This window comes from Silicimonas algicola, from assembly GCF_003970735.1.
GTDB lineage: Bacteria > Pseudomonadota > Alphaproteobacteria > Rhodobacterales > Rhodobacteraceae > Silicimonas > Silicimonas algicola.
In genome coordinates, this window is record NZ_CP034588.1 from 1,326,159 (window position 1) to 1,340,395 (window position 14,237).

Consider the following 14,237-nt stretch of genomic DNA (forward strand, 5'->3'; position numbering starts at 1 on the left):
CGATGCGACGCCGTGCCAAAGGGCGAATTATCCACAGGTCCGCCGGTCAAAACCCGCCTATCGCAGCGTCAGCCGCACGACTTCGGATCGCACCTTCAGCAAGAATTCATTAAGTAGATCGCAAAAGAACGAGCAGCATCTTCAAGATTCGAGGTCATCATGAAGCAGGCATTCCATAATTCTTCGACAACAATCATTACGGCGGTCGCCCTCACGATCGCGCCGCTCCCGCTCCTCGCGGGGGGGTACGGCGCGGCCGGCGTCTCGGACGCGAACGTGGGGCAGCAATCGGCGCAGGGAAGCCAGGTCTATTGCGAGAGGCTGGACGCCAGCGTTCCCGAGGACCTTTACGCCCAGATGGATTGCGGCCCGTCCGGCGTCGCCCGAAGCGCCGTGGCGCCCGAACGTATCACGAATGGCGGCATCGCCGGCTTCCTCAGCGGTCTGTTCCGCCCGGCACCGGCCGAAAGCGACAGCCCGCGCGGGCAGCGGACGGTCTCCCGGGACGACAACGACTCGGGTCCGAACCCGAATCCCGGCCCGAAGCCTACGCCCCCGGACGAGACCACCAGCGTCGCGAAATGGGAACGGCTCGAGCAGCTCGGCGTGACGCGCGGCAACCTGTCCGAGCAGCCCAAGGAGTTTCGCGAGCAGGTGATGGAGTACCGGTCCACGCACGGCGCCCAAGGCGACTGGTCGGGCTTCGACCCGGAATAGGGCAGAGACCTTCGGCGCCGCCGGGGCCTAGAGCCCCAGCCGCGCTGCGACGATCTGATTGACGGCGGCGGGGTTTGCCTTGCCGCCCGTCGCCTTCATCACCTGGCCCACGAACCAGCCTGCAAGCTTGGGATTGGCCTTGGCCTTCTCCACCTGCGCGGGGTTCGCCGCGATCACCTCGTCGACTGCCGCCTCGATGGCGCCCGTGTCGGTAACCTGGGTCATGCCGCGCGCCTCGACGATGGCGGCCGGATCGCCCCCTTCCGTGTACACGATCTCGAACAGCTCCTTGGCGATCTTGCCGGAAATTGCGTCGGAAGCGATCAGATCCAGGATGCCGCCCAGTTGCCGGGCCGTCATCGGACTTTCGCCGATCTCGTGGCCTTCCTTCTTCAGCCGGCCGAAGAGTTCGTTGATGACCCAGTTCGCCGCTGCCTTGCCGTCGCGGCCCCGCGCGACCTCTTCGAAGTACGCGGCACTTTCGACATCGGCGGTCAGGACGCTCGCGTCGTATTCGGTCATGCCGAAGTCCGTCACGAAGCGGACCTTCTTCGCGTCGGGCAGTTCAGGCAGCGAGGCGGCGATTTCGTCGACCCAGGCCTGCTCGATCTCGAGCGGGAGGAGGTCCGGGCAAGGGAAATAGCGGTAGTCGTGCGCCTCTTCCTTCGACCGCATCGACCGCGTCTCGCCCTTGTCGGGGTCGTAGAGACGCGTTTCCTGGATGACGGACTTGCCGTCTTCCAGAAGCGCGATCTGGCGGCGCGCCTCGTACTCGATGGCCTGCTGAATGAAGCGCATCGAGTTCATGTTCTTGATCTCGCAGCGCGTGCCGAGGTGCGAGAAGTCCTGTGTCGCCTGGTACTTCTCGTAATCTCCGGGCCGGCATACCGAGACGTTCACGTCGGCGCGCAGGTTGCCGTTCTGCATGTTCCCGTCGCATGTCCCGAGATAGCGCAGGATCTGGCGCAGCTTGACGACATAGGCCGCCGCCTCTTCCGGCCCGCGGATGTCGGGTCGGCTGACGATCTCCATCAGGGCCACGCCGGTGCGGTTCAGGTCGACGAAGGACATGTGCGGATCCATGTCGTGGATCGACTTGCCCGCGTCCTGCTCGAGGTGGATGCGCTCGATCCGCACGCGGCGCGCGACGCCGGGGGCCATGTCGACGATGACCTCTCCCTCGCCCACGATGGGGTGGTAAAGCTGGCTGATCTGGTAGCCCTGCGGCAGGTCCGGGTAGAAGTAGTTCTTGCGGTCGAAGGCCGAGGTGAGGTTGATCTTCGCCTTCAGCCCCAGCCCCATCTTCACGGCCAGCGCCACGCAGCCCTCGTTGATGACGGGAAGCATTCCGGGCATCGCGGCATCGACGAAAGCCACGTTCGAGTTCGGCTCCGCGCCGAATTGCGTCGACGCGCCCGAAAAGAGCTTCGCCTTCGAGGCGACCTGCGCGTGGACTTCGAGGCCGATCACCAGTTCCCAGTCACCCGTGGCGCCTGCGATCACCCTTGGCTTCGGAGCCTCGTAGGTCAGGTCGAGCATGGGTCTTCCTCCATCACGCGGAACGGGCGGGTTCTAGGACGGGGTGGGGGTCCGCTTCAAGGGGGAACCCCTGCGCGAGACGTCCGTTGACCGGGTGAACCAACGCAATTCACCACAAGGAGTCCACCATGCCGAAGGTTTCGGAAGCAAAGATCGCCATTCTTTCCACCCACGGGTTCGAGCAATCCGAGTTGGAAGTCCCCCTGCAGAAGCTGAAGGACGCAGGCGCGGAAGTGCATGTCATTTCGCCCGACGGCGAGGACATCAAGGGCTGGGACCAGAAAGACTGGGGCCGCAGCGTCGCGGTCGACAAGCCGATCCGTCAGGCGCTGGCTTCGGATTACGATGCCCTCGTCCTGCCGGGTGGACAGATGAACCCCGACCTTCTGCGCGTCGAGGAAGAGGCGCTCGAGTTCATCAAGTCGTTCTATGATGGCGGCAAGACCGTCGCCGCAATTTGCCACGCGCCGTGGCTCCTGGCCGAGATCGGCGTCGTGGAAGGCCGCAAGATGACCTCCTACAAGTCGATCAAGACCGACATGATCAACGCCGGGGCCGAATGGGAAGACAGCGCTGTCGTCGCCGACAACGGCATCGTGACGAGCCGTAACCCCGGCGACCTCGACGCCTTCGTTGCGAAGATCATCGAAGAGATCGAAGAGGGAACGCACGCCCGCGAAGCGGCATAAACCCGCCTATGCACTGGAAACAATGGCCTCCGGGGCTTGGCCCCGGGGGCTTTTCCATGCTTCGTTCCCCGCCGGGGCGATGTCAGGGACAGTCGGCACATGCGTCGGATCGCAGTTTTCGCAGTCGTTCTCGGAATGGCCTTGTCGTCATGCGGCCGAGCCCCCGAGGCAGCACAGATCGCACCCTTGCCAGGCTCGCTCTGGGACGGGCGGCCGGAAGCCGGGGCCTGGACCAAGTCGGCGATGGATGCGCTCGATGGATACGGGACCTCTCTCGTCGACACCGTGCCGGGTGACATCGACACCTACTGCCCTCAATACAGGCATCTGGACCGCGAAGGCCGCAAGGCCTTCTGGGTCACGTTCCTTTCGGCCCTCGCCAAGCATGAAAGCACCTGGCGGCCCGAGGCCGCGGGCGGTGGCGGAGCATGGCTTGGCCTTCTCCAGATTTCGCCGCAGACCGCGCAGGGTTACGGCTGCCGCGCGGCTTCGGCTGGGGCATTGAAGGATGGCGGAGCCAACCTGTCCTGCGGCATCCGCATCATGGCCGTGACCGTGCCGCGTGATGGCGTGATCTCGGCCGGAATGCGCGGCGTCGCCGCCGACTGGGGACCGTTCCGCACCGCCTCCAAGCGAGCCGACATCCAGGCCGCGACCCGGTCGCAGCCGTGGTGTCACGGATGAAACGCCTCGCCGCAGCCGCCGCCGCGCTCGCGGTGTGCGCCAGCGGTGCCTGGGCGCAGGCCGAGATGCGGCCCTCGCCTTACATGACCCCTCCGATGACGCAGGCGGCTGCCCTAGCGCCCGCTGTCGTGCCCGACGTGGCCCGGCCGGCGCCGCGGGACAATGATCTGCCGCGGGCGAGATGGGAGAACCGCAGCGACGGTGATCTCTGGACCCGCGTCGTGCTTTCGGCGGTCGAAACCCATGGCGAGGAGTTGCTGGACGTCGTCCCGCAGGACATCGAGGACTGGTGCCCCGCCTATGCCGAGAACGATCGCGAGGATCGCGCCGCCTTCTGGGCCGCCCTTCTGTCGACGCTCGCACGCTATGAAAGCACATGGGATCCGCGCGCCGTGGGCGGGGGCGGGCTGTGGTATGGCCTGCTTCAGATTTATCCGCAGACGGCCGAGTTTCGGAAATGCCGCGTCCAGTCCGGCGAAGGTCTGAAGCACGGTCCGTCGAACCTGAATTGCGCCATCCGCATCATGTCGGTGACCGTTCCCCGCGACCGCGCCATCGCGGTCGAAGCGAGCCGCTGGAAAGGCGTCGCCGCCGACTGGGGCCCGATCCGCACGGACTGGATGCGCTCGGACATGCAGCGCTACACGCGGTCTCAGACCTATTGCAGGTCACTGGCCGAGGTGCGCCCAAAGGAAAGACCCTGACGCCGTCCCGCGACAAGTTGGCGGCGAACCGCCTGTTTTCACGGGACTTTGCGGGAGGAACAGGCTAAGATCTCGCCGGGCGGCGAGGGCAGTGCTAGATAGGGGTCAGGGGGCTGCGATGGGCTGTTGCACAAGCCTTGGCGAGATGAGTGCGAGGACACCTGTGTCCCCACCCGACCGTTTCGTCGTCGTTCCCGTCACGGAAGTGTTGCACCTGTCGGATCTAAGCCTGCCATGAAAAATCGACTGAACCCCCTGATCGAAGAGCGCGCGCCCTGGCTCTATCGCGACACCGTCCACGGACGGCTGGCACGACGGGCGCTGATGTCCGTTCTGGGCTACGACCGCACCGTCGCCGTGGGCGAGGTCGTGCAGGACTGGCCGACCGAGCGGATCATGACGCATGTGGCATCGCTTCTGGCGAAAGACGTCACGGTGAAGGGGCTCGAGAACGTTCCGCGCCAGGGCGGCGCGATCATCGTCGCGAACCACCCGACGGGGATCGCGGACGGCGTCATGCTGTTCCATGCGCTTCACTCGATCCGGCCTGACATGTTCGTCTATGCCAACTCGGACATCCTGCGGATCCTTCCGCAATTCGAAAGCATGATCGCGCCTGTCGAATGGAGGCTGGAAAAGCGCACCCGCGCCCGAACGCGCGAGACGATGGAATACACCCGGAGAGCGTTCGAGGCTGGGCGCCTGGGAGTTATCTTCCCGTCGGGCCGTCTTGCGAAGCGCCGCGGTCTGAAGCTGCACGAACGACCCTGGATGCCCTCGGCCGCCATGATCGCGCGCAAGTACGATCTGCCCGTGATCCCCCTGAACATAAGGGCGCGCAATTCCGCGTTGTTCTACCTCTTCGACCTGATCCATCCCACGCTCAGGGACATCACGCTGTTCCACGAGACGCTGAACAAGGATCGCCAGCCCTACCGGCTGACCTTCGGCGAACCCATCAGCCCCTCGGCTTTGCCGGAGAAGTCAGAAGAGGCGATCGAGGTCTTGAAGACTGCCACGCTGGCGCTTGGTGGGCGTCACGCTCCCACGGTGTCCCTGATCCAGAATTCGCGGCGTCCTCTCTGGGTCAGGTCCGTCTAAGGGCCAGCAATTAGGCGCATTTCCTCCAACAATCGCCATAAAGTTGACGAATTGGCTGGTCAGGGTCCCGATACCAATCGGAGAGGCCCATGCCGTCCTTGCAAGCGTTTTCCGTCCAGATGCTGCTGGCCCTGGCAGCTTTGGTCGCCGCCGCGGTCGCGGTGTGGTCGGTCCTGCGGTCGCGCGCCCGGACGCGCGCGATTCTCCGTGAGGGCAGGCTGGAACGCGCCGCCGCCGCCGAAAGCCGGGCTCTGAATGGGCGCTATCCCGTTGAAGAGAACGATCCGGACCTGCTTGAAAGGCGGGGCGTCGCACGGCTGACGGCCGACCTGATGATGTCCGACGAGTGGACGCAACTCGGCGATCAGATCGCGGAATGGGAGCGGACGCTGGAATCCACCCCGGGCGGTCTGAGGTTTCACGACGTCGGTGTAAAGACTGCGCTGTCCGGCCTGAAAGGCCTCATCGACGAGATGCCGCGGACCGCTCTTGCAGACCTCAAAGCGGCTGAAGACGAGCTTGGCCACTTCCTCGACACTCACCGAAGGTCGGCCGACTGCCACGTGCTGGCCCTTCTGGCCGCACGCGCGCACCTTATGATCGGAGAAGCCTGCCGCGCCGAAACCTGGCCCGAGGAGCTTCACCGCGACCTCTGGCGCCGTATGGCGAAGCACTTCGTGCAGGCAGGCGAAATCCTCTCGGACTTCGACCCGCTGGCCTACATGTCACCCCTTCTGGCCGAGGCGCATTATCTCCAGGCCCTCGGGTCACCGGGCGGCGCACACCGGCTTCAGCAGCTCTTCGAGGACTGGATCGACCTCGATCCGTCGAACCCGCTGATCTACGAACGTCATGCCGACTTCCTCGCCGACGATATGCTGGTGGACGACGCGTCCATCATGGCCGAGGCGGACAAGGCGCTTGCCCGCACCGAAGGGTCGCTCGGCTTCGGCGGTTACGCCCTTTTCTTCCTGCCGCTTCTGTCCCGTCGCGACGGCGCGCGGTCCATGATGGACGACGACCTCTTCGCCTCGGCCGTTCTCGACCTCGCGTCGATGTCGGCGAGCCAGGCCGAGGTCAATCAGGCCGCCAACGTCCTTGCCGTCGAGATGAACAGCGGCGAGGGCTCGCTCGCGATGCGCGACATGTTCTGCATGATCGTCCAGAGCCAGCTCGAGGTCATCTATCCCCGCCTGTGGTCCCTGCCTCTGGCCGAGGTTCAGGCGCTTGTCTCGGGTAGTGCCGACATCGTGACGGACGAGGACGACTACGCCACAGCGCCGCTGCGCGACGCCGTCATGTCGCGCGCCGCCTGACGAGAGGCAGTCCATGCACATCATCGCCGCCGTTCTCGCCCTTTTGGCCGGGGTCTATATCTTCGTGAACCGCGCCCGGAACGCCGCCGAGATGACCCACGAACTCATGGGCGTGGCAGACGACGTCCGGGCTGCCGCGCGCCGGCTGGGTTTCCGCCGCAACAAGGCGCAGCACCCGGTCGAGGCTATCGAGGACCCGAACACCGCCGCCGTGACCGTCGCCACCGCCTTCATGGAACTCCACGGCCTTCCGACTGAGGAGCGGCGTCAGGCGCTTGTGCGGTCGATCCAGAGCGAGCTCGAGGTCGGATTGCCCGAGGCCGAGGAACTGATGATCCTCGGACGCTGGCTGATGACCCAGTGCAACGGTCCCGAACCCGCCATCACCCGCGCCTCGCGCCAGCTCTGCAAGCTGACGAAGGGCGACATGGGCCCGCTTCTTGAGATGCTGAAGGCGGTGTCCGCCGATCCCCTGACCGAGAAGCAGCGCGAGGCCATCGAGGAAATCCGGCGCATTTTCCGAAAGTAGGCCCTAGCGGCCGCCTGAAATATCGAGCGTCGTGCCGGTGACATAGCGCGCCGCGTCCGAGATCAGCCATACGATGCCCTCGGCGATGTCCTCGGGCGTGCCAACCCGGCCCATGGGCACGCGGTCGGCCAGACGCTCGGCCCGCCCGGGCTGGCCGCCCTTGCCATGGATCGCGGTGTCGGTGAGACCGGGGCGAAGCGCCACGACCCGAATGCCCTCGCGCGCGACTTCGTCGGCAAGGCCCTTCGAGAAGGTGTCGATAGCGGCCTTCGCGGCGGCGTAGTCGACATACTCGTTCGCCGAGCCAATACGCGCCGCGACGGACGAGACGTTGACGATCACGCCGCCCGCTCCGCCGTGGCGCGTGCTCATCCGCAGGACCGCCTCTCGCGAGCAGAGGATCGGGCCGATGGTGTTGATGTCGAACATCCGGCGCAGGCGCGCCAGGTCCACCTGATCGACCCGTATCGGCCTGTCGACCACGCCGGCGTTGTTCACGAGCGCGTCGAGGCGCGGAAACGCCGCGTCGCACGCCCCGAAGACGCGCGCGATGGCCTCCGGGTCCGACAGGTCGCCCTGAAGAAGAACGGCTTTTCGACCAAGGGCTTCCACTTCGGCCTTCGTGCGTTCCGCTCCCTCATGGTCGCTGTTCCAGCCGATCCCGACATCCCAGCCGTCGCGCGCCGCAAGACGCGCGGTCGCCGCACCGATCCCGCCCGAGGCGCCCGTGACGAGGACGGCGCGGGTCATGCGGCGTCTCCAAGAAGGCGCGTGGCGATTTCGGTCACGTCGCGGCTGGGGCCCGTCGCGAGGATCCGGCGAAGCTGGTCGGTCATCATGCCTTGTCGGTCTCCGTCATAGCGCCTCCATGTCTCGAAGGCGGTGGTCATCCGTGCGGCGGTCTGCGGGTTGATCGGGTCGAGCACGATCAGCCAGTCGGCGAGGAAGCGGTACCCCTCGCCAGACGCATGGTGAAAGGCGGCCGTGTTGGCCGACAGGGCGCCCACGGCCGAGCGGAACCGGTTCGGCGTCTTCGGATCGAACTCGGGCAGGGCGGTCAGCCTGCGCGCGACGGCCACAGCCTCGTCCGGGGCCGCGTTCCCGATCACGGTCGAGAACCATTTGTCGAGCGTGTTCGGGTCATCGTACCACCGGGTGAAGAAGGTCCCGCTTTCCGCCTCGCCCGTTCCGCGTCGGATCAGGATGGCAAGCGCGGACAGGCTTTCGGTCATGTTGTCGGCGGTGGCGAAGACCTCTGCGGCTGCGTCTCCGCCGTCGAGACGTGACAGCATGTCGAGCGCGCGAAGCCGGAGCGCCCGCCGTCCTGCCGCCTCGGCGTCCGGGCTGTAGGGGCCGTGGGTGACCAGTGCGTCGACGAGCGCCCGAAAAAGCGGCGCCTGCGCTTCGGCGAGGCCTTGCAGCACGTCCTCGCGAATGGCGTGGATCCGGGCGGGATCGGGCGTCCGCCCCGCGTCGTGCAGGGATTGCGCGATGTCGTCCTCGGATGGCAGCCCAAGCGCGAGCGCCCGGAACGCGGGCTCGAGGCTGTCGTCGGAAACGAGGCGGCCAAGCGCGTCGAACCACGCCGGGTCGAGGGCTCCACCGTCGAGGGCGCGCAGAAGCTGTTCCTTCGCAACCTGTCGTCCGGCCTCCCACCGGTTGAAGGGGTCGGTGTCGTGGGCAAGAAGGATCAGCCGTTCCGCGTCAGTCACCTTGCGATCGAGGATCACCGGGGCCGAAAAGCCCCGATTGAGCGAAAGGATCGGCGCTGGCTCGACGCTGGCGGGGAGGGGGTCGGCAGCCGGTCCGTCGGAGGGCCGCCAGATCCCGCCCTCCAGCCTGAATGTGGCTTCCGAGGTTTTGAGGGTCAGAACCTGCGTGGGTGCGACTTCCTTGCCGTCAGGCGACAGCACGCCAGTGGCGAGCGGGATCCACACTGGCCCCTTCTGCGGCTGACCGGGCGTCGCGGGTGTCGACTGGCGCAGCGTCAGCGTCAGGACATCGCCGGACCAGTGCGTGACGGCGGTGACGCGCGGCGTGCCGGCCTGGCTCCACCACCGCTCGAATCCGGTCAGCGCATTGCCTGTCACTTCCTGGAAGCAGGCGAAGAAATCCTCGATGGTCGCCGCGTCACCGTCGTGGCGGTCGAAGTAGAGCGTCAGCGCCCGGTCGTAGGCCTCTGGCCCGGCAAGGGTGCGCAGCATCCCGATGACCTCGGCGCCCTTCTCGTAGACCGTGGCAGTGTAGAAGTTGTTGATCTCGACGTATTCCTCGGGCCGTACCGGATGCGCCAGCGGCCCCGCATCCTCGCGGAACTGGCGGGCGCGCAGCATCAGGACGTCATCGATCCGCTTGACCGCGTGTCCCCGCACGTCGCCCGAGAACTGCTTGTCGCGGAAGACGGTCAGCCCTTCCTTGAGGCAGAGCTGAAACCAGTCGCGGCAGGTGATGCGGTTGCCGGTCCAGTTGTGGAAATACTCGTGCGCGACGATCCCCTCGATCAGTTCGTAGTCGCGGTCGGTCGCGGTTTCGGGCGAGGCAAGGACGTACTTGGAGTTGAAGATGTTCAGCCCCTTGTTCTCCATCGCGCCCATGTTGAAGTCGTCGACGGCCACGAGGTTGAAGACCTCGAGGTCGTAGGCGCGGCCATAGACCCGCTCGTCCCATTCCATCGACCGTTTCAGGGCATCGAGGGCATAGCCGGTGCGATCCTCGTCGCCGGGCCGGACCCAGACGTTCAGCGTGGCGTCGCGGCCTTCGGAGGTGCGGTGCGTCGTCGATGTCGCGCGCAACTCTCCGGCGACGAGGGCGAAGAGGTAGGCAGGCTTGGGCCAGGGGTCGTGCCATTCGGCCCAGCCATCGCCCGAGGCGGTCGGATTGCCGTTCGACAGCATCACGGGCTGATCGCTCTCGATCCGCACAGTGAAGGGAGCCATGACGTCAGGGCGGTCGGGGTAGAAGGTGATCCGGCGAAACCCCTCGGCCTCGCACTGCGTGCAGTACATGCCCTTCGACATGTAAAGCCCCTCGAGCCGCGTGTTGGCCTTCGGGTCGATCTCGACCTCGCACTCCCAGATGAAGGCGTCGTTCGGCGCGTCGACGCTCAGGCCTTCCGCGTCGATGCGCGGCTCGACCGCGCGACCGTCGATGCTGGCTGACAGGAGCTTCAGATCCTCGCCGTCCAGCCGAAAGCCGCGGTCCGCGCTGTCGGGGTTCGGGCGAAAGCGGATGCGGGACGTGACGCGGGTGGCCGTGGGGTGCAGGCGAAAGGTCAGATGGACGTCCTCGACCAGCCAGTTCGGCGCCTCGTACTGGGCGAGGCGGACAGGGTCGCTGCGGACGGTCTGGGGGGTGGCGTCTTTCAAGGGAAGCTCCGGCGTTGTTCGCGCCGGAGCCTAGGACGGGCCGGGGGTGGCCTCAAGCCGCTCGGTCGGCTCCGACCGCGCGGGCCAGCTTGCCCAGGGTCTGGAGCCCAAGCTCGACCGCCCCGAAGCCCTTGGCATTGTCGTGCTCCTCCTGCGTGACGAAGGTCATCTCCATCAGAACGTGCGTGCGCCCGCCCTGGTCCTCGAAGGTCACGACGCTGTCGGCGTGCTTGGGGCCGTCCTTCCCCCAGTGGAGCGTGTACTCGATGCGCTCGTTCGGGGTCATCCGCGTGTACAGGTGCCAGTTCGGATAGACGGTGCCGTCGGGACCGATCATGTCGAAGACCCATTCTCCGCCTTCCCGCAGGTCGATGCGGTCGGTCCGGCACGAAAATCCGTCCGGTCCCCACCACTGGGGCAGGCTGTCCGCGTTGGTCCAGGCGGCCCAGATGCGGTCGACGGGCGCGTCGATCACGCGCTCGATCCTCATGGTGCGTTGCGCGGCGGGGGTCTGGACGTTCATGTCCGGGGTCCTTTCGGTGTGTCGGTGACGAATGTCTCGAGGCGGTCGAGGCGGGCCTCCCACAGGTCGCGCTGGTCGTCGAGCCAGGTGCGGACGGGGGTGAAGGCGCCGGGGACGAGGGTGACGGTGCGCGTGCGACCGTCTTTCGAGGTCAAGACGAGGCCCGAGGCTTCCAGCTTCCGGATGTGGAGGAGGAAGGAAGGCAGCGTCATGTCGAAGGGGCGGGCGAGGTCAGACACCGTCGCCGGACCCGCCGCCAGCCTGTGGATCAGGGCGCGCCGGGTCGGATCTCCCAAGGCCTGAAAGAGGGCGTCGAGGCGTACGGGCGAAAGGTCCATGACGAGCACGATAGTTAGGGCGTTGCCTAACTGTTATCTCCGGGGTGGGGTAGCCGCAAGCGAAAACTTAGGCCGCACCCTAAGTGTCTTCACGGAACGAAGCGCCTCGGCAGGCGTTGAGTCCCCAAATCCCGATTCCCGCAAATTGAGAGGAGCGCTTTCCATGTCCGCACCCGATACCAATGTCGATCGCCAGGCCCGGCGCCACCGCACCCCTCTCGTGGGCATGGCGCTGGCTGTAGGTTTCGCCGCCGTTGCACTGTTCATCTGGCTTTCCTGGGAGGCTGCTGACGGCAACACTCCCGGAGAGGACAGCGTCGTGACCGACACCGAGCAGGTGGCGCCCGGCGTCGTTGTCGAAGAGACTGAACCGGTCGCTGATGGCCTTCCCGCCGTGACCGGAAACTGACGTCAGACCAACCGGAAAACAATGGTTCGAAGGGGCGGCAACGCCCCTTTTCCTTTTCGCATTCGAGGCCTAGCTTCGACCTTCGAAACTGAAAAACAGGAGAGGCAGGCATGGCGCGAGTTGAACGGCACAGGCTTCAGGTTGCGGCGGACCTTGCCGCATTCGTCGAGGAGGAGGCGCTTCCGGGCACCGATATCGACCCTCAGACGTTCTGGGGCGGGTTGAGCCGTATCGCGCATGACATGGCCGGCGAGAACCGCGCACTTCTGGACAAGAGGGCGGCGCTTCAAGGCAAGCTCGATGCGTGGCACCGCGACAATCCCGGGCCTGTTTCCGACATGGCAGCCTATCGCGCAATGCTGGAGGGCATGGGCTACCTCGTGCCCGAAGGACCTGACTTCTCGATCGGCACCGAGCGAACGGACGCCGAGATCGCGTCGATTCCCGGACCGCAACTCGTCGTGCCGGTGACAAACGCGCGGTATGCGCTGAACGCGGCCAATGCGCGATGGGGATCGCTGTACGACGCGCTTTACGGCACCGATGCGTTGGGCGACACCCCGTCAGGTGGCGGATACGACGCGCTGCGCGGCGGTCGCGTCGTCGCCTGGGCCAAGGCGTTTCTGGATCAGGCCCTTCCGCTGGCGAAGGGGTCTTGGGCGCTGGCGGCAAAGGCCGACGCCCACGGCGGTCGGCCATTTCCGAAGTTGGAGGACGAAAGCCTGTTCCTTGGCCGGAAGGGAAGCGAATTTCTGTTCCGCCACAACGGACTGGGGATCATTCTTGATTTCAGCACAGGAACCGAGATCGCTGCCTCCGACCTCCTCGGCCTTGCCGACGTCAAGCTCGAGGCCGCGGTGACGGCCATCATGGACCTCGAGGACTCCGTCGCCTGTGTGGACGCCGAGGACAAGATCGTGGCCTATCGGAACTGGCTGGGCCTGATGAAGGGTGACCTGACCGAGGTGGTGACGAAGGGCGGCCGGACCTTCACCCGCGCCCTCGTCCCCGACGATGCCTTCGCATCGGACGCCGGAGAAGTGCGGGTCAGGCGGCGTGCGCTCATGCTGGTGCGGAACGTCGGGCTTCTGATGACGAACCCCGCGATCCTTCTCGAATCCGGAGACGAGATTCACGAGGGCCTGATGGACGCGGCGGTCACGGTGCTGATCGCCATGCACGACCTGGAAAAACCTGTCTCCGATCTCCTTAAGAACAGCCTCGAAGGTTCGGTTTACGTTGTGAAGCCAAAGCTGCACGGGCCCGAGGAGACGGCGTTCTCCTGTCGGGTTTTCGACCGGGTCGAGGCCTTGCTCGGTCTGCCGGCCAACACCGTGAAGCTGGGCATCATGGACGAGGAACGGCGGACGAGCGTTAACCTCAAGGAGTGCATCCGGGCCGCGAAGGACCGCGTGGCCTTCATCAACACAGGCTTCCTCGACCGCACCGGCGACGAGATCCGCACCTCGATGGAGGCCGGACCGATGATCCGCAAAGGTGAGATGAAGGGGTCTGCCTGGATCAAGTCCTATGAGGATCGAAACGTCGACATCGGACTTGCCTGCGGGCTGTCGGGCCGCGCTCAGATCGGCAAGGGGATGTGGGCGATGCCGGACCGCATGGCCGACATGCTAGCCGAGAAGGGGGCGCATCCCCAGGCAGGCGCGAATACGGCGTGGGTTCCGTCGCCCACGGCCGCGACCCTGCACGCGACGCATTACCATGAAACCGACGTCTTCGACCGCCAGCGCGAGCTCGCCGCGCAAGGCCCGCGCGGCTCGCTCGACGACCTCCTGACGATCCCGCTCGCCGGGAATGCACGGTGGTCCGAGGACGAGATCCGCGCCGAGGTCGAGAACAACGCGCAAGGCATCCTTGGATACGTCGTGCGCTGGATCGACCAGGGTGTCGGCTGCTCGAAGGTGCCCGACATCCACGATGTGGGGCTGATGGAGGATCGCGCGACCTGTCGGATTTCTTCGCAAGCGCTCGCGAACTGGCTGCGTCACGGGGTGGTGAGTGAAGACGAGGTACGCGACGCGCTGAAGCGCATGGCCGCCAAGGTCGACGCTCAGAACGCGAACGATCCAGCTTACCGTCCGATGGCCCCCGGCTTCGACGGGGTGGCGTTCCAGGCGGCCTCGGACCTCGTCTTCGAAGGGATCGACCAGCCTTCGGGCTATACCGAACCGATCCTGCACCGCCGCCGCCTTGAGCTCAAGCAGGGGTGAGGCAGGCGGAAACGCCACGATTTCAGGCGTTTCTTCACTCATCCGTGCGATTGGATTGCCGTTCCTCCACGATTCGGCAAGACTGGGGTCAA

At 65.8% G+C, this 14,237-nt stretch carries 14 protein-coding genes; 9 read left to right on the forward strand and 5 right to left on the reverse strand.

The window, feature by feature from the left end; genetic code table 11:
• Nucleotides 1-159: 159 nt before the first annotated feature.
• Complete coding sequence (locus EF888_RS06655; protein ID WP_109760243.1) at nucleotides 160-717, forward strand: hypothetical protein; 558 nt, start codon at nucleotides 160-162, stop codon at nucleotides 715-717.
• A gap of 27 nt (nucleotides 718-744) precedes the next feature.
• Here the strand turns inward: EF888_RS06655 and gatB are convergent, their stop codons facing one another.
• On the reverse strand, nucleotides 745-2,256 hold the full coding sequence (gene gatB, locus EF888_RS06660) for an Asp-tRNA(Asn)/Glu-tRNA(Gln) amidotransferase subunit GatB (protein WP_109760242.1): 1,512 nt from the start codon (nucleotides 2,254-2,256) through the stop codon (nucleotides 745-747).
• Nucleotides 2,257-2,384: 128 nt separating this feature from the next.
• Between gatB and EF888_RS06665 the strand changes: the two genes are divergently transcribed.
• The 6 genes from EF888_RS06665 to EF888_RS06690 all read left to right on the forward strand — a co-directional run bounded on the left by EF888_RS06665 (nucleotide 2,385) and on the right by EF888_RS06690 (nucleotide 7,279).
• Nucleotides 2,385-2,945 (forward strand): type 1 glutamine amidotransferase domain-containing protein, encoded by a 561-nt coding sequence (locus EF888_RS06665; RefSeq protein WP_109760241.1) that lies wholly within the window; start codon nucleotides 2,385-2,387, stop codon nucleotides 2,943-2,945.
• A gap of 108 nt (nucleotides 2,946-3,053) precedes the next feature.
• On the forward strand, nucleotides 3,054-3,629 hold the full coding sequence (locus EF888_RS06670) for a transglycosylase SLT domain-containing protein (protein WP_164721786.1): 576 nt from the start codon (nucleotides 3,054-3,056) through the stop codon (nucleotides 3,627-3,629).
• Entirely contained in the window at nucleotides 3,626-4,333 is a 708-nt protein-coding gene (locus EF888_RS06675) for a transglycosylase SLT domain-containing protein (RefSeq protein ID WP_241239823.1), read from the forward strand. Before EF888_RS06670 ends, EF888_RS06675 begins: the two co-directional genes overlap by 4 nt.
• Before the next feature lie 234 nt (nucleotides 4,334-4,567).
• Nucleotides 4,568-5,434: a 1-acyl-sn-glycerol-3-phosphate acyltransferase gene (locus EF888_RS06680; RefSeq protein ID WP_109760239.1), complete on the forward strand. Its 867-nt coding sequence runs from the start codon at nucleotides 4,568-4,570 to the stop codon at nucleotides 5,432-5,434.
• 89 nt (nucleotides 5,435-5,523) lie between these two features.
• Nucleotides 5,524-6,750: a hypothetical protein gene (locus EF888_RS06685; protein ID WP_109760238.1), complete on the forward strand. Its 1,227-nt coding sequence runs from the start codon at nucleotides 5,524-5,526 to the stop codon at nucleotides 6,748-6,750.
• A 13-nt stretch (nucleotides 6,751-6,763) separates the two neighbouring features.
• Complete coding sequence (locus tag EF888_RS06690; protein ID WP_109760237.1) at nucleotides 6,764-7,279, forward strand: hypothetical protein; 516 nt, start codon at nucleotides 6,764-6,766, stop codon at nucleotides 7,277-7,279.
• Nucleotides 7,280-7,282: 3 nt separating this feature from the next.
• Here the strand turns inward: EF888_RS06690 and EF888_RS06695 are convergent, their stop codons facing one another.
• The 4 genes from EF888_RS06695 to EF888_RS06710 are packed head-to-tail and all read right to left on the reverse strand — an operon-like array spanning nucleotide 7,283 to nucleotide 11,505.
• Entirely contained in the window at nucleotides 7,283-8,029 is a 747-nt protein-coding gene (locus tag EF888_RS06695; protein WP_109760236.1) for an SDR family oxidoreductase, read from the reverse strand.
• Nucleotides 8,026-10,644 carry an aminopeptidase N gene (gene pepN, locus EF888_RS06700; RefSeq protein WP_109760235.1) on the reverse strand — a complete coding sequence of 873 codons (2,619 nt, stop codon included), beginning with the start codon at nucleotides 10,642-10,644 and terminating at the stop codon, nucleotides 8,026-8,028. The genes EF888_RS06695 and pepN overlap by 4 nt, the downstream gene beginning before the upstream one ends.
• 52 nt (nucleotides 10,645-10,696) lie before the next feature.
• Nucleotides 10,697-11,167 carry an SRPBCC family protein gene (locus tag EF888_RS06705; protein ID WP_109760234.1) on the reverse strand — a complete coding sequence of 157 codons (471 nt, stop codon included), beginning with the start codon at nucleotides 11,165-11,167 and terminating at the stop codon, nucleotides 10,697-10,699.
• A complete protein-coding gene (locus EF888_RS06710) occupies nucleotides 11,164-11,505 on the reverse strand; it encodes an ArsR/SmtB family transcription factor (RefSeq protein WP_109760313.1) in 342 nt (113 codons plus the stop codon). Before EF888_RS06710 ends, EF888_RS06705 begins: the two co-directional genes overlap by 4 nt.
• 163 nt (nucleotides 11,506-11,668) lie before the next feature.
• Here EF888_RS06710 and EF888_RS06715 point away from each other — a divergent pair, with 163 nt between their 5' ends.
• Nucleotides 11,669-11,914: a hypothetical protein gene (locus EF888_RS06715; RefSeq protein ID WP_109760233.1), complete on the forward strand. Its 246-nt coding sequence runs from the start codon at nucleotides 11,669-11,671 to the stop codon at nucleotides 11,912-11,914.
• Nucleotides 11,915-12,024: 110 nt separating this feature from the next.
• On the forward strand, nucleotides 12,025-14,145 hold the full coding sequence (locus EF888_RS06720) for a malate synthase G (RefSeq protein WP_109760232.1): 2,121 nt from the start codon (nucleotides 12,025-12,027) through the stop codon (nucleotides 14,143-14,145).
• Nucleotides 14,146-14,237: the final 92 nt, after the last annotated feature.